This window comes from Methanosarcina sp. KYL-1 (assembly GCF_024372725.1).
In the GTDB taxonomy this organism is placed as follows: domain Archaea; phylum Halobacteriota; class Methanosarcinia; order Methanosarcinales; family Methanosarcinaceae; genus Methanosarcina.
This window is the reverse complement of record NZ_VOUA01000004.1, coordinates 164,807-185,275: the sequence shown is the minus strand read 5'-3', so window position 1 is coordinate 185,275 and position 20,469 is coordinate 164,807. Positions and strand designations below refer to the sequence as shown.

Below are 20,469 nucleotides of genomic sequence, written 5' to 3'. Positions count from 1 at the left end.
ACTTGTTAAAAATAACACCTTACCTGGGAATCCTGGTACTTATCGTCTCAATCGGAGGGCTCTGGTATCCGGCCCTCGGGTATTTCATGCTGCTCATCTTTGCCGCAATCTTCCTTATCAGCCCCTTCAGGGGCCGGTGGTTCTGCGGGAACCTCTGCCCGCGGGGAAGCCTGGTTGACTTCTGGGTCAGCAAGATTTCAAAGAGAGGGAAGATCCCCGGAATTTTCAGAAGCCTCTGGATACGCCTTCCGATCTTTATCCTGCTCATGGGCTTCATGGGCTACAGGATTGCAAGCATAATAGGGACACTGAACATTTTCGAAAAAGTCGGCATGGTCTTTGTTACCATGTGTATTGTGACAACGGCAATCGCAGTCCTTCTCGGCAGCTTCCTGAGCCCGAGGGCCTGGTGTTCCTTCTGCCCCATGGGAACAGCCCAGAACCTGCTGGGAGGAAAGAAGTACCAGCTGAAACTTGAAAAAGACAAGTGCATCAACTGTAAGAAATGCGAAAAAGCCTGTCCCATGCAGCTTAAGGTCTGCAAAAACGAGACAAAGCCCGACTGCATCAAATGCGGACGCTGTGTGAGTGTCTGCCCGAAAGATGCCCTGCATTTCTAATTATTATTTAATTTGAAGATATTTTTTAATTTATTTTTTAAATTTATTTATAAGTAGTTTCAATTTGTTAAGTTTTTCAGAAAAAACGGAAAGAAAAAAGAAAAAAATCCTGCAAACGGATAAAATATCTTAAAAAGAATATTTTTAAGACATCGTTATATAATATAATATATAGGACCGCCTGATAAAATCTGTATAAATCAAGTTGCCTGACGGTCAAAAGCGGCCATCCGTGCACACCTCCGCAACTGTGTGCAATCCGACCGCAACTCCAGGAGGAAAAGAACATGACAAGCCGCGTCCCGGAACTATCAGCTGCACAGAAAAAAGAACTCTCCGAGCTCTTCGGAGAATGCGTCAATCTTGACAAACGCGAACGCCACTACTACAACCACGATATAGGAGCCCTACCCCCTCTTGTCAAAAAAGTGGTAGGGAACACTGATCCGGCAGCTGTTGTAAAAATCCGGACGGAAGAAGACGCCGTAAAGCTCCTGGAATTTGCAAACCGGCACAGGATTCCTGTAGTCCCCCGTGCAGGGGCATCCTCGGGGTACGGAGGGGTAATCCCTACAAAAGGAGGGATTGTTGCCGATGTCACCCTGCTGAACAGGGTGCTCAGCATCGACCCCGAAGGGCAAAAAGCAGTTGTGGAGAGCGGGATAATCTGGGAGAAGCTTGAGAGGAAGCTGAATGAAGAGGGCCTCTCGGTCAGGGCAATTCCTTCAAGCGCCCCTTCTTCGACCGTCGGGGGCTGGCTCATGCAGAGTGGGGCCGGATATGGAAGTTATGAGTTCGGCTGGGGCCACGAGAGCATGGAAAAAGTCAGGGTTGTCCTCCCCAACGGAAAAATAAAGGAATTTTCAGGCCCCGAACTCAGGAAGATCACAGGGACTATGGGGACGACGGGCATTATCACCGAAATAACCCTGAAGGTCCAGAAACAAGAAGAGAGAAGGGCTGTTTCCGCAAGTTTCCCTGATGCTTCAAGCATGAAAAAAGCAGTCGAAACCATAAGGGAAAAGAAAATCCCGCTCTGGTCGATCTCATTCCTGAACCCCGAATGGGCGGACATGAAGAATAAGGCGCCCAGAAAACTCCACTACGGGGAAATCGTGGACAAAGATAGGCCAGTGCTGCCCGTGGCTTACGTCTGCACCTTCATGTACCCTGCCTCGAGGGCCATCTCAGGCTTAAAAGAAGCAATAGAGAGCGCTGGCGGCACGGTCCTTCCCGAGGAGATTGCAAAGCACGAGACCGAGGAATGGTTCAAGTCCATGAAGGTCAAAAGGCTCGGCCCCTCTTTCATCCCTGCCGAGGTCCTGGTGCCCCTTGAGAAGATGGACATTACTTTTGAAGAGATAAAAAAGAGGGTAAAACTCCCGGTACTTACCGAAGGCATGGTGATAGGGGATGGAAACGTCGTGCTCCTCTGTTTCATGCGCCACTCCGAGCGCTCCGTCCTTTTCAACACAGCTTTTGCCCTTTCCCTGAGCATCCTGAAGGTTGCGGAAGAAAACGGGGGCAGGGCTTATTCTTCCGGGCTTTTCTTCGCCTCAAAGAAAAAGAGCGTCTTTGGGGACAGGCTTTCGGAAATCGAAGCCCTCAGGAAAGAATTCGACCCCAACGGGATCATGAACCCCGAGACCCTGGAAGGAAAGGGGCTCCTGAACACCGCAGTCTCCCTTGGCTCTTCTTTCGAACCCATGGGCAGGCTTGTGGGGAACATGTCAGGGATCGGGGAAGTTTCCTTCAAAGACGAAAAAGGCATTCCGGCCGACATTGCCGAACTTGCCTACTCCTGTTCCCAGTGCGGGTACTGCGTGAGCGAATGTGACCAGTACTACGGAAGGGGCTGGGAGTCCCAGTCGCCCAGGGGAAAATGGTTCTTCATCAAGGAATACCTGGCAGGCCGGGAAAAGCTTGACCAGAGGCAGACAAACACCTTCCTTGCCTGCACCACCTGCCAGATGTGCGACTCCCGCTGTGAACTGGACATGCCAATCGAACATGCCTGGATGACCATGCGCGGAAAGCTGATTGAAGAAGAGAAAAAAATGACCTTCCCGCCCTTTGAGATCATGGCTGCAAGCCTCCTGAAAGAAAGGAACATCTGGGCAAACTACAGGAAAGACCGGGACAAATGGATCCCGGACGATATCCGGGCAAAGATGAAGGACGAAGCCGAATACGCTTACTTTGCAGGCTGCACCGCCTCCTTTGTGGAAAAAGACGTTGCTGTCGGAGCTGTGCGTATGCTCGATGATGCAGGTGTCGAATTCACGGGGCTTTTTGACAAGGAGGCTTGCTGTGGAATTCCCATGCTCGTTGCAGGAAAGTGGGACGTATTTGAAAAGATCATGAGGATGAACGTCGCTAACATGAAAAAGAAAGGCGTAAAAACCGTGATCACTTCCTGCCCTGCCTGCTGGCTCATGTGGCATACAGTCTATCCTCAGTGGGCGGAAAAACTGGGGATCGAGTACGGGCTTGAGACAAAGCACTATTCCGAAGTCCTGGTGGAGCGCCTGGACGTGCTGAAGCCCAAATTCAAAAAACCTCTGAATAAAGTGGTTGCCTGGCATGACTCCTGCCACCTGGGAAGAGCCGGCGGGAAGGTGTACGAACCTCCGAGAGAGCTGTTGAAAGCCATCCCCGGCCTCCAGTTCAGGGAACTTGAGCACAACAGGGAACATGCCCACTGCTGCGGCTCGGTGGTGAGCCTTATTGCCGAGCCTCCGGTTGCATATAAACTTGGAGGTATGAGGCTTCAGGAAGCTGTAGATGTGAATGCAGACATCCTTGCGGCCCTGTGCCCCTGCTGTACGGTCCAGTTCCGTGTCGCAGCCGAGAAAAACAACATGAACATAGAGTCCCAGGACCTCGGCGCCCTTGTGGCCAGAAGCCTCGGCTATGACATCCCGGACACGACAAACTTCGCCCTGCAGTCATGGGTGCCTTTTGAGAAAATGATCGCACTCATGCAGCCCGAAAACATGACCGACTTGATGGTAGAACTCCTGCCCGAGATGATGGCAGCCATGCCCTCTCCACTTCAGGCCATGATGAAAATGGTCAAATACGTGCCTGGCATGGATGCCATGATGAAGCCCATGATGCCCATAATGATGCCCAGGCTCATGCCTTCGGTCATGCCCAAAGTCATGCCTGACATGCTCAAGGCCGTGGAAAGGCGGGTCCCGATGCCCGATCACATGAAAGAGCAGCTCCCTGACCTCATGCCAAAAGCCATGGAAAACCTCATGCCTAACATGCTGCCCCAGATTATCCCGCTGCTGACCCCGAGGATGATCGAGTACATAAAGACGCACTGAAACCTGAAAGCAGTGAATTCAGGAACAATTGAAACCTGAGTAATGAGAAACTGAGTAATGGAGAAATACTCCACATGACACTGGAAGTTTTCCCTTGACCCCGGAAACCGTTTTTCATTTCAGGTGATACGGGAGGGCACCCCGCCAGCTTGCCTGGCGGCGCCTCCCAAAAATGAAAATAAAAGATAGAATGTTCCTAAAAAGTAGAATGTTCCTAAAAAGTAGAATGTTCCTAAAAAGTAGAATGTTACTCTGAAAGAAGCACAAAATTAAAAGGATAATATATTTTCAGGTTGTGACGGCCAGCAAATTAATCCAAATTGGACCCTGTACTTTTTTCTTAGAGGCTGTCTTAAAATTCAAACCATTTCTACATTTGGATAGTAGGGTTTGTTGATCTTAAGTTCAAACTGTAAATTAATTACATCAGACTTATTTGCCCGATGAATAATATCAAATGCATTAGACATCATGGTTAAAATTTACACTTTAGACATTTAACGGTTTAACGCTACCGATATGGGATCCAAATCCGTGAGTCCTATCCCAATTGTATAGTCAAATTGAATTTTAAGACACGCTCTTAGATCTCACACGTCATCGGACTGTTCTTTTTTGTTATACCGATACAGTTTCAGGTCACTCAGATGCCCTTTATGGGCATCAAAATATACTTGCCATAATCTGAATACCCCTTTATACGAGTTATCCAGCTGCTTTTTGCTTCTTCATATACATTTTACGGAAAAGGCCGGCTGCTTTGCAGCCGGAGAGAGTATCGGTACCTGAAAAGCAAATTGAAAAAGGTTTTATTTTTTTGATTTAACCAAATAAATGCCAACAGTGAAAAAGAGGAGAAACAGAAAGCCTGCGGATATTTTATACTGCAAGCCCCCGGACCGGCATACTGAGCCTGCCAGGAGATAGCAGGAAAAGTTTCCAGCCTGCTCGAACTTAAAGGTCCGTCAGGTCAGCTTAAAAGGCCGGACATTTAAAACAGAGTCTATGAATCGCGAAACCCACGCCCAAACATTGAAATATTTTTTATACGTAGTGGTTATTCACATTTTCGGAGTTTCTGCATGGAAAGTACCCGAACTTATCTAAGTACGGTACGTATGCAGGAGTTCAGTTTTCATAATGTTGGGGCTTAAAATAAGAGAAGGGGGACATCAAAATATTAGAAGAAAGGATGTAAAAAAGAAAAATTAAAAGATAAATATTTTTATGATAAAGACCTACAGGTAATTAAATAGGTTCTCAGGGAATTTATCAAAAAATTTATAAGCAGTACAAGTAGCCTTCACGAAAAAGCTCCAAAAATATTAATTGAGAAGTGGAAGCCTGGATTTCAGGGAAGGTTTTGTTTTAAAAACGATATAATGAAAAGGAGAAAGAAGATTGAGCATTGCCCATGGAAAGGAGAGAACATGAGAAGATTTCTGGCCAAAACGTTGATTTTATTTGCAATACTGTTCACAGCTTTTGATTGGGTATACAAAACAGTAAACGACATAAATTACCTTTCCAAGGAACAGTGCTTTGTTTATGCGAATCTTCCCGAAGTTCAGAGGCTTTTCTTTGAGTATTTTGTAGAATCCACAGTAACACTTCTGGTAAGCGTCTTCCTGGCAGTGCTCCTGAGCCGTTATTTTGCAAGATTCGGGAAATTTTATCCCAAAGGGCAGGTCACCGCCTTCATTTACGCATCCATCCTGCCTTTATGCTCCTGTACGGCAATTCCCTTTGTCGAAACCATGAAAGACAAGATGAAACTGAGGACACTCGTAACCTTCCTTGTAGCGGCACCTATCCTGAACCCTTATATCATCATACTTTCCTTCTCCGTACTGGGCGTGGAATTCGGCATCTTCAGGATTCTCTGTGCTTTCGTGCTTGCAGTGTCCACCGGAATCATTGTGGAGAAGCTAAGAACGGAAAGCTGGAAAGGGCCTGAAAAAGTTTCCGCAAACCCTGCAACAGCTCCCGGGACTTCACGGACACTTTCCCTGCACCCCATTCAGGGAAACCCCGGTTTGAACGGAGTGACCGAAACCGGACCCTCGACAAGGAAACCGGAAAAGGACGTTTACGAGTCAACCTTTGATGTATTCAAGTCCGTGTTCCCCTATCTCATGCTAGGAGGAGTCGCAGGGCTTTTATTCGAGCTGTATTCCCCTGAACTTGCCAGCTTATCCTCCCTTCTTTCGAGTAAAGTTGGAAGTATCTTCGTTGCCCTGGGCCTGGGCATCCCTGCATATTTGTGCAACGGAGGAGATGTTTTTGTACTGAGGCCTCTTATGGAGGGAGGCAGGCTGCCCATGGGGGCTTCTCTTGTGTTTTCCCTTAGTTCGACGGCAATATGCGTGACCTCGTTTTTCATGCTGCTCAAGGTCCTCGGGAAAAAAGAAACAACCGTACTTCTGGCAAATATTGTAATTATGCTATTTTTGATGGGTTATGCCCTTAATGTCCTGTTCTGAAAGTTCAGGATTTTTTACAAATTTCCCGGAATACTGAGCAGAGGGGCTCAAAGGGGGGAGGGGGGAGAAAACTCCCTGAAGGGCTTTTCATTTGAAGCAGGAAAAAAGGACCTGCACTAGAAAGTGTATACGGCCAGGCCCATACACCCGGACTTCGGGACAGAGCCTGAGAAAGGGACCCGAAAAGAGGATGAAAAGGATCAGGAGGCGCATTTCACACATTTAAAGTGCTTCTACCCGGAGGAATTCTTATATAGAAGTGCTTGCATTAAGAATAGGAAAATTACGCAGCAAAAATCGCGTGTTCAAGGATTCAACTAATAAAAAATTCATATAAAATTCATATCATTATAAAGGAGATTGAAGCTTGGCAGCACAACCAATCTTTATTTTAAGAGAAGGCAGCAAGAGGACACACGGTTCCGACGCCCAGCACAACAACATCATGGCCGCAAAGGCCGTAGCTGAGGCAGTCAGGACCACTCTTGGGCCAAAGGGTATGGACAAGATGCTTGTAGACTCCATGGGAGACGTTGTCATCACCAACGACGGGGCAACCATCCTCAAGGAAATGGACATCGAGCACCCGGGTGCGAAGATGATCGTGGAAGTTTCCAAGACCCAGGACGCTGAGGTAGGAGACGGGACCACCACCGCAGCCGTACTTGCAGGAGAACTCCTGGAAAAGGCAGAAGAACTGCTGGAAAGTGGCGTGCACCCCACCCTGATTGCCAGCGGGTACAGGCTCGCAGCAAACCAGGCCGAAAAGATCATTGACAGCATCACAATCAGCGTTTCTCCGGAAGACACCGAAACCCTTGAGAAACTGGCAGCAACCGCAATCACAGGAAAGGGAGCAGAAGCCCACAAGGACCACCTCTCCAACCTTGCAGTCCAGGCCGTGAAGTCCGTTGTCGAGGTAAGCGAAGATGGGAAGATCACCGTTGACATCGAGGACGTAAAGACCGAAAAGAGGCCAGGCGGAAGCATCAGAGACTCCGAGATTATCCAGGGCGTTCTTGTTGACAAGGAACGTGTCCACACCGCTATGCCGGAACTTGTGGAAAACGCAAAGGTCCTGCTCTTAAGCGTGCCAATCGAACTCAAGAAGACAGAAACAAAAGCCGAGATCAAGATCACCACCCCTGACCAGATGCAGCTCTTCTTAGACCAGGAAGAAGCCATGCTCAGGGAAATCGTGGAAAAGGTCATCAAGACCGGCGCAAACGTAGTCTTCTGCCAGAAGGGCATTGACGACCTTGCCCAGTACTACATGACAAAGGCAGGCATCTTTGCCATGCGCAGGGTCAAGAAGAGCGACATGGACAAGCTCTCCAGGGCAACCGGCGCAAGCGTAATCACCAACCTTGACGAGATCGAGGATTCCGACCTCGGCTACGCAGGCCTTGTGGAAGAGAAAGATGTCACAGGCTCCAGGATGACCTTCGTCACAGGCTGCAAGGACAGCAAGACCACCTCCATCCTCCTCCGCGGCGGGACCGAGCATGTGGTTGACGGCCTGGAAAGGGCCCTTGAAGATGCCCTCAGAGTCGTGGGCGTTGCCCTTGAAGACCAGAAGATCGTCGTGGGCGGCGGCTCCGCAGAAGTCGAGCTGGCCCTCAGGCTGAAAGAATACGCAGCAACCCTGAAAGGCAGAGAGCAGCTTGCAGTGATGAAGTTTGCCGAGTCCCTTGAAGTCATCCCCCAGACCCTTGCAGAAAACGCAGGTCTCGACCCCATCGACATGCTCGTTGAGATGCGCTCCCAGCACGAGAAGGGCAACAAGAGGGCAGGCCTCAACGTCTACACCGGCAAGGTCGAGGACATGTTCGAGAACAACGTCATCGAACCCCTCAGGATCAAGACCCAGGCAATCAACGCAGCAACCGAAGCTGCAATCATGATCCTCAGGATTGACGACGTAATTGCATCCTCAGGCATGAGAGCAGGCCCAGGCGGCGCCGGCGGAGAAATGCCTGAAGATATGTAAACTTTCCTTCAAAAACTCACAAACCACGGGTTACCGGAAAAGCCCAGGATTAAAAAATTCCCGGGTTTCCGGAAACCATCTTTTTTATTAATTAACTCGCCGGGTCGGAACTGACAATCATAACGGACCGGGATCGGAGAACAACTGACAGAGGTCAGAGATCAGAACTGACAGAGATCAGGGATCAGAACTGACAGAGATCAGAACTGACAGGCAAGGGATTCTATTCGCAATAAAGGGATTCCATCCACAATAGAAAGAAGATCCTGCGAACCTTTTTGAAGAAAAAAGAGAAAAACCGTTTTTTGAAGAGATTTGCACCTTTTAAACGAATTTTGGTTCCGAAAAGGAAAAACTTTTCAGGTAATAAAACGGGATAAGTACCGGAAACTGTTTTGTTAGAACAATTAATTTATCGGGCTTCGTAGCAGGAAATCTCCCTGGCATCTACAACTACCGGTTTTCCCAGTTCGTTTGAGACGACATTGCGGACCCTTGCCATGCACCTGCACTCAAGCTGGATGCGGGCAGAGACAGCTTCACGTTCCTCAATGTAGAACTCACTTGCACTTATCACGGAATGGGTAGAGATCTGCCTCTGCAAAACTTTTGCTACCAGGCCTGTGGTCCCATCAGTCAGGTCGTGGAAGCTGGTGGAGGTGAGGAGGACATAGTCCCCTGCATTGAGCCCGAGCACTCCGAAGAAATTTTGAGGGGTCCGGATCTCAAGAGTCCGGATGGTGTGGTTTTTCAGGACTTCGATCACGGAGTCGGCAATCCCTGTTAATGCAATATACTCCATAGAATCACCCGTACATTGGGAATTCCTTTTTAACTTCTCCCTTCTGCTCGGTGGTGCTTACATCTTCAGCAAGCTTTTGGAGTTCGGTTTCTATGCGCTCGGCCTGTTCTATAAGCCTCTCGGTACTGACCGAAAGCCCGTAGAGTTCATTCAGGACTTCAATGACAGCAGAAGCAGCTCGCGGGTCCGGGTTCTGGGTCCTGGTAGCTCCGAGCAAACTCAGTGCAGGGATCCCGCGGAGCAGGCACTCGGCCATTACGCTGCCTGAAATCCCTGAAATCGTCCCCATCTGGAAAATTTCCACCTTTTCCTTGATTTTTTCCAGCATGTCCTTAGTGGTGGCTGCCCCAAAGACTTTGTGTTCCTTGTCCATGATGGCAATTCCCGCAATTGAGGCAATCTCCCTGACGTTTATGGACTCAGCCCAGTCAACCAGGGCGTTGCTGACATCGTAGGAAACCGAATGGCTGATCGGGATATCGGAGATCACGATGATCAGGTTGTGTTCCACACTTTCGTAGATCCGGACAGGCATGTTGATGAGCCCCTCATAGAGCACTGCAATCGAGGGGAAATACCTGGATTCGATGGAACCGATGTATTCCATATTCATTTCTTCGATCAGGTGCTGACTTGCAATATTCCCCACAAGCCCGATTCCGGGAAAACCTTCAATCAAAACAGGGTTTTTTGACTGCACAGGTCTGGTAATAATCTTTACATCATTGTTATCATAGTCCGTAGTCGACAAAGAACCACCTCAATGAAATAAATGCATACGCCCATATGACTATTGAGCTAAATGCATACGCCCCTATGATTATATTTGAGCTAATCCTACATAAACAAGTTTCCCAGCGGCCCGGCCTGCGGCGCCTCCTGTGCACCTCACGGCAAAAAATATAGATAGTTTTGAGGCTCTTGAAAAACCATACCCTCTCTATTAGTAAAAAAGAATCTTTTTGATATATATCTTTTCTTCAGACTTTAGAAAATAATTAACATGAAAAAAATCAAGACGGAGCGGGACTTCCCCTTTTTTGACCGGAGCCGTACTGAGAAAGCACCGGAAAAGAGAATATAGGAGAAAAAAGGGAAGGGGAAAAAGAGAAGGGGAAAAAGGAAAGGGAAGGAAAAAGAGGGGAAAGAGAAGGAAAGGGGAAAAAGGAAAGGGAAGGAAAGGGGAAAAAGGAAAGGGAAGGAAAAAGAAGGGAAAGAGAGGTAAAAAGAGAGGAGTACCGCAAAAAGAAAAAGAAAAAAGAGCCCTACAGGAAGTAAAAAAATCAGAACATAAGAATAAGAGGAGAAAAATACATGGAAAAACCAATTCTTTACCTGGACAATGTAGGAGAAGTAAATACCTGCGCCGTTGTGGAAGCATCGGCAAAGAGAGCCGCAGAACTGGGGATATCCCACATCGTGGTCGCAAGCACCAGCGGAAAAACCGCTCTCAAGATGGCAGAGGCGGTAAAAGGCAGCGGCATAAAGGTAATCGGCATAAGCCATCAGTACGGGCAGAAAGAGAAAGGCGAATGGGAAGTGGAAGAAGAATATAAACGGAAACTTGAAGAGCTCGGAGCCGTAATCACAACCCAGTCCCACATGTTTTCCGGAATAGAGAGGTCCATTACCAAAAAGTTCGGAGGCTATTCCCGGATAGAAGTGATTTCCGATACCCTGCGTTCCCTCTTCGGGAAGGGCTTTAAGGTCGCAATAGAGGTTGCCATAATGGCCGCAGACTCCGGGCACATCCCCGTTTCCGAGGATACGGAGATCATTGCAATCGGCGGCACGCGGTGGGGCGCAGACGTGGCCCTTGTGCTCAGGCCTGCCCACAGCGGCGACTTTTTCTCCCTGCAGGTAAGGGAAATCATTGCCATGCCCCGGGCAAAAGAAGACTAAAAAAGAATAAACAGAAAAGTAAAGAAGATAAAAAGTGAATGGGCCCCAGCCTCAAAGAGGCAGTCCATTTCTATTTTAAAACAGTTTTTAAGCCATCCTCAAAATGGGATTTAAGCCATCCTCAAAATGGGATTTAAACCATCCTTAAAACTGATTTTAAGCCATTCCAAGCCTTTTGAGGATCTCCATCCGGTCTTCTTCTGTAAAGGACTCACCCTGGAAGGTCTCAACCGCGTTCTTCAGGAGGGTCACTGCAAAGGACATAGAAGGCCCGCCGCCAAAGGCAACCGCAACCATGGAAGCCTGCATGATCTCTTCTTTTGTGGCTCCGGCCTCAAGGGCATTGAAAGCGTGGAGGGAGATGCAGTAAGGACAGCGGTGGTAGAGAGCAACGCCGATAGCAATCAGCTCTTTGGTTTTGAAGTCAAGGACCGAAGTTTCAAAGCTTGCCCCGACCATGCCCATAAACGCTGCAGCCTGCTTTCCCTGAACTTCGGTTTCGGAAGCAAAATCTCCGAGTCCGGCCGTAAAGTCAAATAACAATTTTTTCGGGTCTTCAGTCATATTATCACCTGTACGTTTTCTGCTGCATAACTCTTGATTGTAGAGGGATATAACGGTTGTGCATGGATGAGGCAAAACTATACAAAAAGGAAAAATGCTTAAGGACCCGGCAGAAACTGAAATATTCCAGGAAAAAATAAAAGGTAAAGAGGAAAACTGAAAAAAAGTGCAGGAGCCTTCTGAAAAAACCCTGCCAAACCCGCCCCACCCGGGCATCCCTTTTAGTTCCCAAAGTTAAATATATCTGAGAGGCATCTATAACGCCGGCATGTCAGCTATATTCGAAATTCTCGACAAGGACGCAGGCGGCAGGATTGGAAAACTCAGGACCCCTCACGGGACCGTAGAGACGCCCACCGTCATGCCTGTGATCAACCCGAACATTCAGCTTATCCCCCCGAATGAGATGCGAAGCTTCGGGGCAGAAATCCTGATCACCAATTCCTATATCATCTACCGGAAGGAAGAACTGCGAAACGTTGCCCTGGAAAAGGGGCTGCACGGGCTTTTGGGCTTTGACGGGCCCATCATGACCGACTCGGGGTCTTTCCAGCTTTCCGTATACGGTTCAGTGGAAGTTACGAATGAGGAGATCCTGGGCTTCCAGCAGAAGATAGGAAGCGATATCATCGTCCCCCTGGACATCCCGACACCACCGGACGTCCACTACAGGAGAGCAGAGGAAGAACTTGCAGTCACAGCCGAGCGCCTGGAAGCCGCCCGGAAATTCGTGCAGGGAGAACAGCTCCTGGCAGGGCCGGTCCAGGGCTCAACTTATCCGGAACTCAGGGAAAAAGCAGCCTCCCACCTGAAAGACCTTAATTTTGAAGTATACCCCCTCGGGGCGGTTGTCCCACTTATGGAATCCTACCGGTATGCAGAACTCGTAGACGTGATTGCCGCATCCAAAAAAGGGCTTTCCCCGACAGCTCCCGTCCACCTCTTCGGAGCAGGGCACCCGATGATGTTCGCCCTTGCCGTGGCCCTTGGCTGCGACCTCTTTGACTCGGCAGCTTACGCTCTCTATGCAAAGGACGGGCGCTACATTACCGCAACCGGAACATACCACCTGGACAAACTTAACTACCTGCCCTGTTCCTGCCCGATCTGCTCAAAATACACTGCTGAAGAGTTGAAAAAGGCCAAAAACCGGGACGAACTCCTGGGAAGGCACAACCTCTACGCAACCTTTGCAGAAATCCGGCTGATCAAGCAGTGCATAAAGGACGGAAAACTGCTCGAACTTGTGGAGCAGCGCTGCCGTGCCCACCCGAAGCTGCTTGACGGGTTAAAAAAGCTCTACACCCATTCCTCCTGGCTGGAACAGTTAGACCCCGCCACCAAAGGTACCTTTTTCTACTGCGGGCCCGAATCCGCCTCCCGCCCCGAAGTCCTGCGCTTCGGAAAGCGCCTGGAACGGTTTAATATTGAAGGAAAAGCCCTTATCCGGGCAGGTCCCGTAAAAGGCGAAAGAAGCTATGACCAGGTCCTTGCCTTCAAAGCCCCGTTCGGAGCATTTCCTGTGGAAATGGAAGAAGTGTACCCCTTCAATGCCGAGGTCTCAAAAGCTCCCGATTACGAAGCCCTGAAAACAGCCCTTTCAAATACCCTAAAATTGATAGAGCTGAACCCGAAGGCAGAGTTTACCTTCGTCTGCGAACCTGAGTTCGAACACCCCCTTCTCGAAAAGATAAAGGAAAAAGCAGAACTGGTATACAGGGACGCCTGGAAAAAAGAGTAAAACTCCGCCTGCAGGAAGAGGCCCTTCCTGCGGACACCCACCTTTCTAAAAAGGATAAAAAAGAAAACTTTTTTGATATGCGAACGTTAATAGGACTTGCTCCTACTCTCAAAAAAGAAATCCCCGAAATCCCACACCACCCTTAAAAACAACCCCCTAACATAACAAACCCCGGATACAAACCAGAAAAGCACAGGTGAAAAGATGTCCCTTACAGCAAGAATAGGGGAACTCAGCCCTTATCTCCGGTTGCTGAGACCCGAACTCTACTACATGGACCTGACCCTCCCCGCCGCAAGTGCAATCCTGGCTTCCTACCTGGCAACCGGAGGGCTCCCTGAATTCCTTCCCTTCCTTATTGCCGTTATCGGAGGCTTTGCGGCCATCACCAGTTCATACGTTTTTAATGACTGCTTCGACATTGACATTGATACCATCAACATTCCGGACAGGCCCCTGCCCTCCTCGAAAATTTCAAGGAACTCGGCAATGGGGTACGCCCTCTTTCTTCTATTAATCGCAGGCGCAGCAGCCCTGTACCTGAACCCGGAATCCCTTGTAGTCCTATTTATCGCAGCTGCAACCATAACCATCTACTCCATCTTTGCAAAGCGGAACACCTTCCTGAGCTTCCTGCCTGTGGGCATCTCCTACGGGCTCGTGCCTGTGGGGATCTGGCTGGCCTTTGACCCTGCAGGGGTCCTGAAAGGCAGTGACGGGGTTATCCTGCCCCTCGCAGGCGTCTGCTTCGGGCTTATGATGTGCGTTACGGACTGGGCCTTTACCCTGGGAGGCGTGGCCCGGGACGTGGAGGGAGACAGGCTGAAAGGTGCCCCGACCATGCCAGTTACCTTCGGCATCCCCTTTACCGCCAGGTTTGTTACCTTCTGGTGGATCGTGGGAGTCATAGCTTCGGTTATCATAGGCTGGTCAGCCGGACTGGGGCCCGTGTACTTCGCAGGTGCCCTTGCCTCAGGGCTCTGGATGCTTGCCCAGTGTTTTGACTTTATCAGGAACCCCACACCGGAGCGGGGCGGCAGGCTCTTCCTGAACGGCTCGAACTACAGGGCAATCATGTTCGGGTCCATGATCCTGGACGTTATGCTGTGCATATATCTTGGAGCTTACACCTCCATCCTCTGGTAAAAACCCTAATAAACGGATGCTTAAGGCAGAAGGAGAAATTAAAGCTTAATAAGGATAGGAAAGAATGGATGCGGATATCATTGTAATCGGGGCATCTCCGGCAGGGCTGATGGCTGCCCGGAATGCCTGTGAAAAAGGCGCGGATGTCCTTTTGCTGGAAAAAAAAGAAGAGATCGGGCATCCCCCCCATCCGGCAAACTCTTTTTTCAAGGGGATGCTTGACAGATGCGGAGAAAAGGCAGACCCTTCATACGTGGTCCACAACCTCAAAGGCATGCGCATCATTTCGCCCTCAAAGCGCGAGATAGTGGTGGAAACCCCGGGATACTCCATTGACAAGACGAAGTTTGACAGGTTTTATGCGGAGAAAGTCACAAAAACAGGTGTTAACCTCCGCACCGGGATAGAAACTTTCAATATCCTCAAGGACGGGGGAGAATTTGCAGTCAGCAGTTCGGACGGGGTGTTCAGGTCAAAGCTTGTGATCATTTCCGACGGGATCAATTCAAAGATGGCATCCCTGCTTGGCTTAAAGACCATGAAACACCCGGAAGACATCGCCTGGGGCATTGAAATGGAAGTCCGGGCCCCTGGCCTCGGGGAACAGGACATGTTCGAGTACTATGTGGGAAACCACGCCCCCGGCTGGAAGACCACCTACGCCCCCAGGGGAGGGGATAATGCCGCAATCGGGGCCTATGTGCGCAGGTGCGGGAAGGACGCAAAACCCTACCTTAATGCCTGGGTTGAGCGTTTCAAGAAACTCAAGGGCATAGAAGAGCTTGAAGTCGTAAGGAAACTTGCAGGAGGAGATCCCATCGTGACCATCCCGAACGAGTACATAAGCGACGGGGTAATGGTTGTAGGGGGCGCAGCCGGGCAGTCAGGGATCGGCTATGCCATGCGGGCAGGGCAGATCTGCGGGGACGTGGCAGCAGATGCAGTCAAAAAAGGCGACGTCTCAAAACATGCCCTCTCGGAATACCGGAAGACCTGGGAAAAAGAGTTTAAGACCGAGCACTACATTGGCAGGATAGGGCTTGAGACCCTCAGGAAGATGACGGACCGGGAAATTGACGACATGGCAAAAGTCTTTGAAAAAGAAGACCTCTCTTTTATCCACGGCAGTGCCTTTGACCAGGCAACACAGGTCTTTTTCTTCATGCTGAAGAAAAACCCCACGGCAATGCTCAAGTACAGGGCACTTCTCAGGAACAAATGACCCCATTATTTAAAGCGGAAACCGGAATAAACAAAAAACGGGAAAAGTAAAACAGGGACAGGACAGACACAAGAAAAGCAGGAAAAGCCAGGGACCGGAAAAGACATGCAGTACGATTTTTACAAAAACCCCCTCTTCAGGGCCTATGCCGAAATAGAAAACGGGCGCTTGCGGATGAAGACCGGGGGGATAGCGTCCCCCTTCATGAAAAAAGCCGTTTCAGGGAACTTCTCTATCTTCGAAGGCGAAAAGCCTGCAAAAGTGGAGGGCGGCCGGCTGATCTATTCTACCTGGATGCCCCCCATCCCGGGGCCGGGTTTTGACCGCCTGGTAAGAAGCCAGCTCCTGGCAATGTTCGGGAAAATGGTCCCTGACCAGGTTACGATCTCCATTACCGAGGACTGCCCGAACAACTGCATTCACTGCGCCCTTCCGGACACGAAAAACCGCTCGAAACTTGCCCCCGAAACCGTGAAAGCCGCAATCGACCAGGTGCTTGAGATGGGCACGACCTTTGTAATCTTTGACGGGGGCGAACCCCTGACCTATCCCGGCCTGGAAAACCTTATAAGGTACGTGGACCCCGAAAAGGCCATCACCGGCATGTTCACCTCGGGGGTCGGGCTGACCGAAGAGCGGGCCAGGAGCCTCAAAGCTGCCGGGCTCTACTCCCTGACCGTCAGTTTTGACAGCGCCTTTGAGGAAAAGCACGATTACGTGAGGGGCAGGGAAGGGGTCTTTAAAAGTGCGGTATCCGCCGTCAAAAACGGGCTTGCTGCCGGGCTGCTGGTAAACATCTACGTGGTGCTTTCGAGGGACAACGTAAACGAGCTTGACGAAATCTACGCCCTTGCCGCAGGACTCGGCGTCCACGAACTCTCCTTTTACGAAATCGTGCCCACGGGCAGGTGGATGGAACACGCAACCGAGATCCTGACCCCCAAAGACCTGAGAAAATTTGACGATTTCGTGGCCAGGGCAAGGGAAAAAGAAGGCCCGAGGGTCTTTGCAATCCCCCAGGTAATGAGGACCACAGGCTGCATGGCAGGCCGGAAATGGCTGCACATCACCCCCGAAGGAAACATCCTCCCCTGCGCCTGCATCCCCATCCCTTACGGAAACGTCCATACAGATAAGATACAGGACGTATGGAAAAAGATCAGGAGGGACACCGCATATAATGCAAAGTCCTGCCTGATGAGGGACCCGGAATTCAGGGAAAAGTACCTGAAACTTTCGGACTGAAAAATTATAGCATTGACAAATATAGCATTGACAAATATAGCATTGACAAATATAGCATTGATTATCGTACGGGATTGAAACGAAAGGCATTATGCAGCCGTTTCATTCGCTTCCCCGTTTTCCGGGACGTAAATCACCCTGCCGTCTGCCAGCCTGTAGGCCGTCCCCAGGGCTTCTCCGGTTTCCCCGCCGATATTGTTGGTCATGTTCAGGACCTCAATTGGCTGCCCTTTTTCCTTGATGATGATCTTCATATCTGGGCCCCCGGGTTTTTCACGATGGTTATGTCCTCTTCGGGGTTAAGGAGTTAGGGGGAGGTTGAGGCGTGACCAGGACTACCAGCAGGGCAACGGAAAAGGCCACAGCTCCGGCTAAACCGGAAAAATTTCAAAGGAAAAAAAGAGATGCAGGTTAAAGCCTGCACCTGCTACGGAAATTAAATATCTTCAGGGATGCAAATATCCGTGATCTGGATTAAACAAGGCCTGATCTCTGAAGAGTCATCAGGTCTTCAGTGGTGAGTTTTGCGCCGCCCTTGAACTTCTCGAAGATGGATTTGGCATCTTTCTGGAGTTCGGACTTGACAACGCGGGACTTACCGTCCTTGTCCTTTTTCTTAAGCTTGAAGAGTTCCTTGTCAATTTCCCTGATTTCTTTCTGGGCATTGATGAAGACCTTATGCTGCTCGTCAGCTGCTTCCTGGGCTTTTACAAAGTCCCTGTGGGCGATGTCCGACTCTGCCCTGGTCTTGTCAGCTTCTTTGAAAGCGGCAATCATCTTCTCATGGTATTCCTGGGCCTGCCGGGCATACTCTGCCAGCTCATTGTGGAACTCAGAAGCCTCGTCGCGGATCTTCTGGGCTTCGTCCAGGATATCCTTCAGTTCGAGGTTGTTCTCGAGCTGGACTTTTTTAACATGATACTGCTTCTGGAGTTGAGTGATCTTGCCGACGAGTTCCCTTTCCTTGCTGGTGCTCAGCACTTCGGTCTGCTGGGCAAACTCAAGGCGGTCGATGTCCTTCCTAAGGGCCTTGATCGAGGGGCCACCCAGGTTGTTTTGCTTCCTGATGGAATCGGCCTTTGCAAACAGTTCATTTGCCTTGGCATTGGTATCGTCGCGCTTGTTCTTGTATTCGCTGACCTTCTCGTTGATTTCATCCCTGGCAACCTTAAGTTCCTGGGCTTCGTTGATGAGGTCCTTCGTCTTCTTGTTCAGCTCGTTGCGCTTTGCAGCGAGGGTGCTTGCTTCTGCATTTAAAGAGTTCCTTTTTTCCTTGGATTCCTCGGAAATGGTCTTTAAATCAGTTCTTTTTTTCTGCAGTTCTTTTAGCATCTCTTATTGTACCTCCCGGTCCAGCAAAAAAGCTGGCATTTTAGTAGCTCATTCCTGTTCGTTGTCGACATGCTGTGCCTGGTTACGAGATGGATGAGAAAGAGATTCAAGGATAGGAATTATGGTTTTGAGGTCTTTTCTGGTTATGACCACGTCCGCATATTCCTTCAGAATGGGCTTGGGGTTAAAAGCTATTGCAAACCCTGCCCGTTCAAAAATACAGGCATCGTTTGCGCCGTCACCGACAACCACGCAATGTTCAGGCCTGACCCCGTTGATTCGGGCCAGTTCCTCAAACACCGTTGCTTTGGAATCACTTTTTGTGATTGGACCGATTACCTCACCCGTGAGGCAGCCGTCTTCCACAAGCAATTCATTGGAAACCACGAAGTCGATATTAAGCGCCTTTCCGACCCTGTCAGCTGAGATGGTAAATCCGCCAGAAATCATTGCAGTCTTATAACCCAGTTCCTTGACATAACGAACCAGCTCTGCTGCTCCCGGCATAAAGGGGATCCGGTCCACCGCTGCCAGGGCATTTTCAAGGGAAAGACCTCTAAGGAGGCCGACCCTTTCGGCAAGCGACTGCCCGAAATCGAGATCTCCACTCATCGCTCTCTTCGTAATCTCCTCCACTTTGCTTACAACACCTGCGGCCCTGGCGAGCTCATCGATAGTCTCAGCGTCTATAAGGGTGCTATCCATATCAAAAACGATCAGCTTACATTCACTGGAAATATGCGTAGGACAGTTCACTCAATCAAAACCTGGACCTGATGATGATAGATATATACCGGGACCATTTCCCGAAAAAGGGCACACTACCCGAAGTACCGCTTTAGAGGTACCCCCGCAGATTAGTGTAACATATTTGCCCTGACATTAAAAGCCCACCAACGGAGAAAGCTATTTCAAATCATAATATGGATTTTGCCAGAAACAAAACCACAAAACAACAGCATTGATCTCAACGTTTTTGACTGAAATAAATCACATCCCTTTTAAGCTTTTCGGAGGGGAGGGAGAATGTGCCGAATAATCATTATAAATAGGAAGAATATTTATAAAATATCGTTGATAAGAAGAGGGAATCTCCAAAAGGATTATAAACCCTATGGGAATTCCAATATTGATTAAAAGGTCAACACAGGATTTTGAAAAAATGGTCAACATAGGATTCTTAAAACTGGGCAACCTGGGAATGAGTCAGGTTATCAACCTGATCCAGGATGAAATTGCAGCACGAGAGGGAATCACCGTACGCGTTTTCGGGACAGGCGCCAAGATGAGCCCCGCTGAAGCCGCAGACACTGAAAGCTTCAAGCAGTGGAACCCTGACTTTGTAGTCATCATCAGCCCGAACGCAGGGGCTCCGGGCCCGACTGCCGCCCGTGAACTCTGGAAAGACACACCCTGCATCGTGGTCTCTGACGGCCCCACCAAGAAGGAAGCCCGCCAGGCGTTTGAAGACGAAGGCTTCGGATATATTATCCTGCCAATAGACCCCCTCATCGGAGCAAAGAGAGAGTTCCTGGACCCCGTAGAGATGGCATCTTTCAATTCCGATGCAATGAAAGTGCTTTCAATCTGCGGTGTTGTTAGGCTTATCCAGGAAGAACTCGACAGGGTAACCGAGCAGGTAGCCTCCGGGAAATCCGGGAAGGAACTCGAACTCCCCCACATCTTCGCAAAAGCCGAAAAATGCGTAGAGCACACAGGCTTTGCAAACCCCTATGCAAAAGCAAAAGCTCTTGCTGCCCTGCACATGGCTGAAAAAGTCGCACAGGTCAACTTCCCTGCCTGCTTCATGTTAAAGGACATAGAACAGGTATGCCTTACAGCCGCAGCCGGACACGAGATCATGGGAGCCGCTGCCCAGCTCGCAACCCAGGCAAGGGAAATCGAGAAATCCAACGACACAGTCTTCAGGCAGCCCCACGCAAAGGACGGCAGACTGCTGAAAAAGACCGGACTGTACGAAAAGCCGGAATAAACACCGGAAAAAGTCTTTCAAGGATTAAAATAAGGATCTTAATTGGAGGAAACCGGAAACTGTCCCGGGCTAATCAAGCAAGGGACAAAACCCT

16 protein-coding genes are annotated in these 20,469 nt (G+C 49.6%); 10 read left to right on the top strand and 6 right to left on the bottom strand.

What is annotated here, in order from left to right; all coding sequences use genetic code 11:
* The first annotated feature begins 2 nt into the window (after positions 1–2).
* The 4 genes from FTO70_RS05585 (at position 3) to thsB (ending at position 8,428) form a co-directional block, all read left to right on the top strand.
* Positions 3–620 carry a 4Fe-4S binding protein gene (locus FTO70_RS05585; protein WP_255334726.1) on the top strand — a complete coding sequence of 206 codons (618 nt, stop codon included), beginning with the start codon at positions 3–5 and terminating at the stop codon, positions 618–620.
* Between the two features lie 287 nt (positions 621–907).
* Positions 908–3,955 (top strand): FAD-binding and (Fe-S)-binding domain-containing protein, encoded by a 3,048-nt coding sequence (locus FTO70_RS05580; protein ID WP_255334725.1) that lies wholly within the window; start codon positions 908–910, stop codon positions 3,953–3,955.
* A gap of 1,430 nt (positions 3,956–5,385) precedes the next feature.
* A complete protein-coding gene (locus FTO70_RS05575; RefSeq protein ID WP_255334724.1) occupies positions 5,386–6,438 on the top strand; it encodes a permease in 1,053 nt (350 codons plus the stop codon).
* A gap of 367 nt (positions 6,439–6,805) precedes the next feature.
* On the top strand, positions 6,806–8,428 hold the full coding sequence (gene thsB, locus FTO70_RS05570; protein ID WP_255334722.1) for a thermosome subunit beta: 1,623 nt from the start codon (positions 6,806–6,808) through the stop codon (positions 8,426–8,428).
* Between the two features lie 412 nt (positions 8,429–8,840).
* On the opposite strand, the gene FTO70_RS05565 is transcribed toward thsB, so the two are convergent.
* Positions 8,841–9,230, bottom strand: a complete 390-nt coding sequence (locus FTO70_RS05565) for a DUF473 domain-containing protein (RefSeq protein ID WP_255334721.1) — start codon at positions 9,228–9,230, stop codon at positions 8,841–8,843.
* A 4-nt stretch (positions 9,231–9,234) separates the two neighbouring features.
* Positions 9,235–9,981, bottom strand: a complete 747-nt coding sequence (locus tag FTO70_RS05560; protein ID WP_255334720.1) for a proteasome assembly chaperone family protein — start codon at positions 9,979–9,981, stop codon at positions 9,235–9,237.
* A gap of 563 nt (positions 9,982–10,544) precedes the next feature.
* On the opposite strand from FTO70_RS05560, the gene FTO70_RS05555 reads away from it, so the two are divergent.
* Complete coding sequence (locus tag FTO70_RS05555) at positions 10,545–11,132, top strand: pyruvate kinase alpha/beta domain-containing protein (protein ID WP_255334719.1); 588 nt, start codon at positions 10,545–10,547, stop codon at positions 11,130–11,132.
* A gap of 156 nt (positions 11,133–11,288) precedes the next feature.
* Here FTO70_RS05555 and FTO70_RS05550 read toward each other — a convergent pair whose 3' ends face one another.
* Positions 11,289–11,696, bottom strand: coding sequence for a carboxymuconolactone decarboxylase family protein (locus tag FTO70_RS05550; protein WP_255334718.1), 408 nt, complete (start codon positions 11,694–11,696; stop codon positions 11,289–11,291).
* 268 nt (positions 11,697–11,964) lie between these two features.
* On the opposite strand from FTO70_RS05550, the gene tgtA reads away from it, so the two are divergent.
* The 4 genes from tgtA (at position 11,965) to FTO70_RS05530 (ending at position 17,050) form a co-directional block, all read left to right on the top strand.
* Positions 11,965–13,437, top strand: a complete 1,473-nt coding sequence (gene tgtA, locus FTO70_RS05545) for a tRNA guanosine(15) transglycosylase TgtA (RefSeq protein WP_255334717.1) — start codon at positions 11,965–11,967, stop codon at positions 13,435–13,437.
* 204 nt (positions 13,438–13,641) lie between these two features.
* Positions 13,642–14,583, top strand: coding sequence for a UbiA prenyltransferase family protein (locus FTO70_RS05540; RefSeq protein WP_255334716.1), 942 nt, complete (start codon positions 13,642–13,644; stop codon positions 14,581–14,583).
* A gap of 64 nt (positions 14,584–14,647) precedes the next feature.
* Complete coding sequence (locus tag FTO70_RS05535) at positions 14,648–15,805, top strand: NAD(P)/FAD-dependent oxidoreductase (RefSeq protein ID WP_255334715.1); 1,158 nt, start codon at positions 14,648–14,650, stop codon at positions 15,803–15,805.
* A gap of 105 nt (positions 15,806–15,910) precedes the next feature.
* A complete protein-coding gene (locus FTO70_RS05530; RefSeq protein ID WP_255334714.1) occupies positions 15,911–17,050 on the top strand; it encodes a radical SAM protein in 1,140 nt (379 codons plus the stop codon).
* An 89-nt stretch (positions 17,051–17,139) separates the two neighbouring features.
* On the opposite strand, the gene FTO70_RS18015 is transcribed toward FTO70_RS05530, so the two are convergent.
* The 3 genes from FTO70_RS18015 to serB all read right to left on the bottom strand — a co-directional run bounded on the left by FTO70_RS18015 (position 17,140) and on the right by serB (position 19,138).
* A complete protein-coding gene (locus tag FTO70_RS18015; protein ID WP_369694338.1) occupies positions 17,140–17,304 on the bottom strand; it encodes a DUF2149 domain-containing protein in 165 nt (54 codons plus the stop codon).
* 220 nt (positions 17,305–17,524) lie between these two features.
* Positions 17,525–18,382 (bottom strand): coiled-coil protein, encoded by an 858-nt coding sequence (locus FTO70_RS05520; protein WP_255334712.1) that lies wholly within the window; start codon positions 18,380–18,382, stop codon positions 17,525–17,527.
* Positions 18,383–18,430: 48 nt separating this feature from the next.
* Positions 18,431–19,138: a phosphoserine phosphatase SerB gene (gene serB, locus FTO70_RS05515; RefSeq protein ID WP_255334710.1), complete on the bottom strand. Its 708-nt coding sequence runs from the start codon at positions 19,136–19,138 to the stop codon at positions 18,431–18,433.
* 406 nt (positions 19,139–19,544) lie between these two features.
* Here serB and FTO70_RS05510 point away from each other — a divergent pair, with 406 nt between their 5' ends.
* Complete coding sequence (locus FTO70_RS05510; RefSeq protein ID WP_255334709.1) at positions 19,545–20,375, top strand: F420-dependent methylenetetrahydromethanopterin dehydrogenase; 831 nt, start codon at positions 19,545–19,547, stop codon at positions 20,373–20,375.
* Positions 20,376–20,469 lie beyond the last annotated feature (94 nt).

What these genes read in the sequence shown, in the direction of transcription:
- FTO70_RS05530 (WP_255334714.1), top strand. Translation starts at nt 15,911, where the DNA reads ATGCAGTACGATTTTTACAAAAACCCCCTCTTCAGGGCCTATGCCGAA.
- FTO70_RS05580 (WP_255334725.1), top strand. Translation starts at nt 908, where the DNA reads ATGACAAGCCGCGTCCCGGAACTATCAGCTGCACAGAAAAAAGAACTC.
- FTO70_RS05540 (WP_255334716.1), top strand. Translation starts at nt 13,642, where the DNA reads ATGTCCCTTACAGCAAGAATAGGGGAACTCAGCCCTTATCTCCGGTTG.
- FTO70_RS05550 (WP_255334718.1), bottom strand. Translation starts at nt 11,696, where the DNA reads ATGACTGAAGACCCGAAAAAATTGTTATTTGACTTTACGGCCGGACTC.
- FTO70_RS05555 (WP_255334719.1), top strand. Translation starts at nt 10,545, where the DNA reads ATGGAAAAACCAATTCTTTACCTGGACAATGTAGGAGAAGTAAATACC.
- tgtA (WP_255334717.1), top strand. Translation starts at nt 11,965, where the DNA reads ATGTCAGCTATATTCGAAATTCTCGACAAGGACGCAGGCGGCAGGATT.
- FTO70_RS05575 (WP_255334724.1), top strand. Translation starts at nt 5,386, where the DNA reads ATGAGAAGATTTCTGGCCAAAACGTTGATTTTATTTGCAATACTGTTC.
- FTO70_RS05520 (WP_255334712.1), bottom strand. Translation starts at nt 18,382, where the DNA reads ATGCTAAAAGAACTGCAGAAAAAAAGAACTGATTTAAAGACCATTTCC.
- FTO70_RS05565 (WP_255334721.1), bottom strand. Translation starts at nt 9,230, where the DNA reads ATGGAGTATATTGCATTAACAGGGATTGCCGACTCCGTGATCGAAGTC.
- FTO70_RS05535 (WP_255334715.1), top strand. Translation starts at nt 14,648, where the DNA reads ATGGATGCGGATATCATTGTAATCGGGGCATCTCCGGCAGGGCTGATG.
- FTO70_RS05510 (WP_255334709.1), top strand. Translation starts at nt 19,545, where the DNA reads ATGGTCAACATAGGATTCTTAAAACTGGGCAACCTGGGAATGAGTCAG.
- FTO70_RS18015 (WP_369694338.1), bottom strand. Translation starts at nt 17,304, where the DNA reads ATGAAGATCATCATCAAGGAAAAAGGGCAGCCAATTGAGGTCCTGAAC.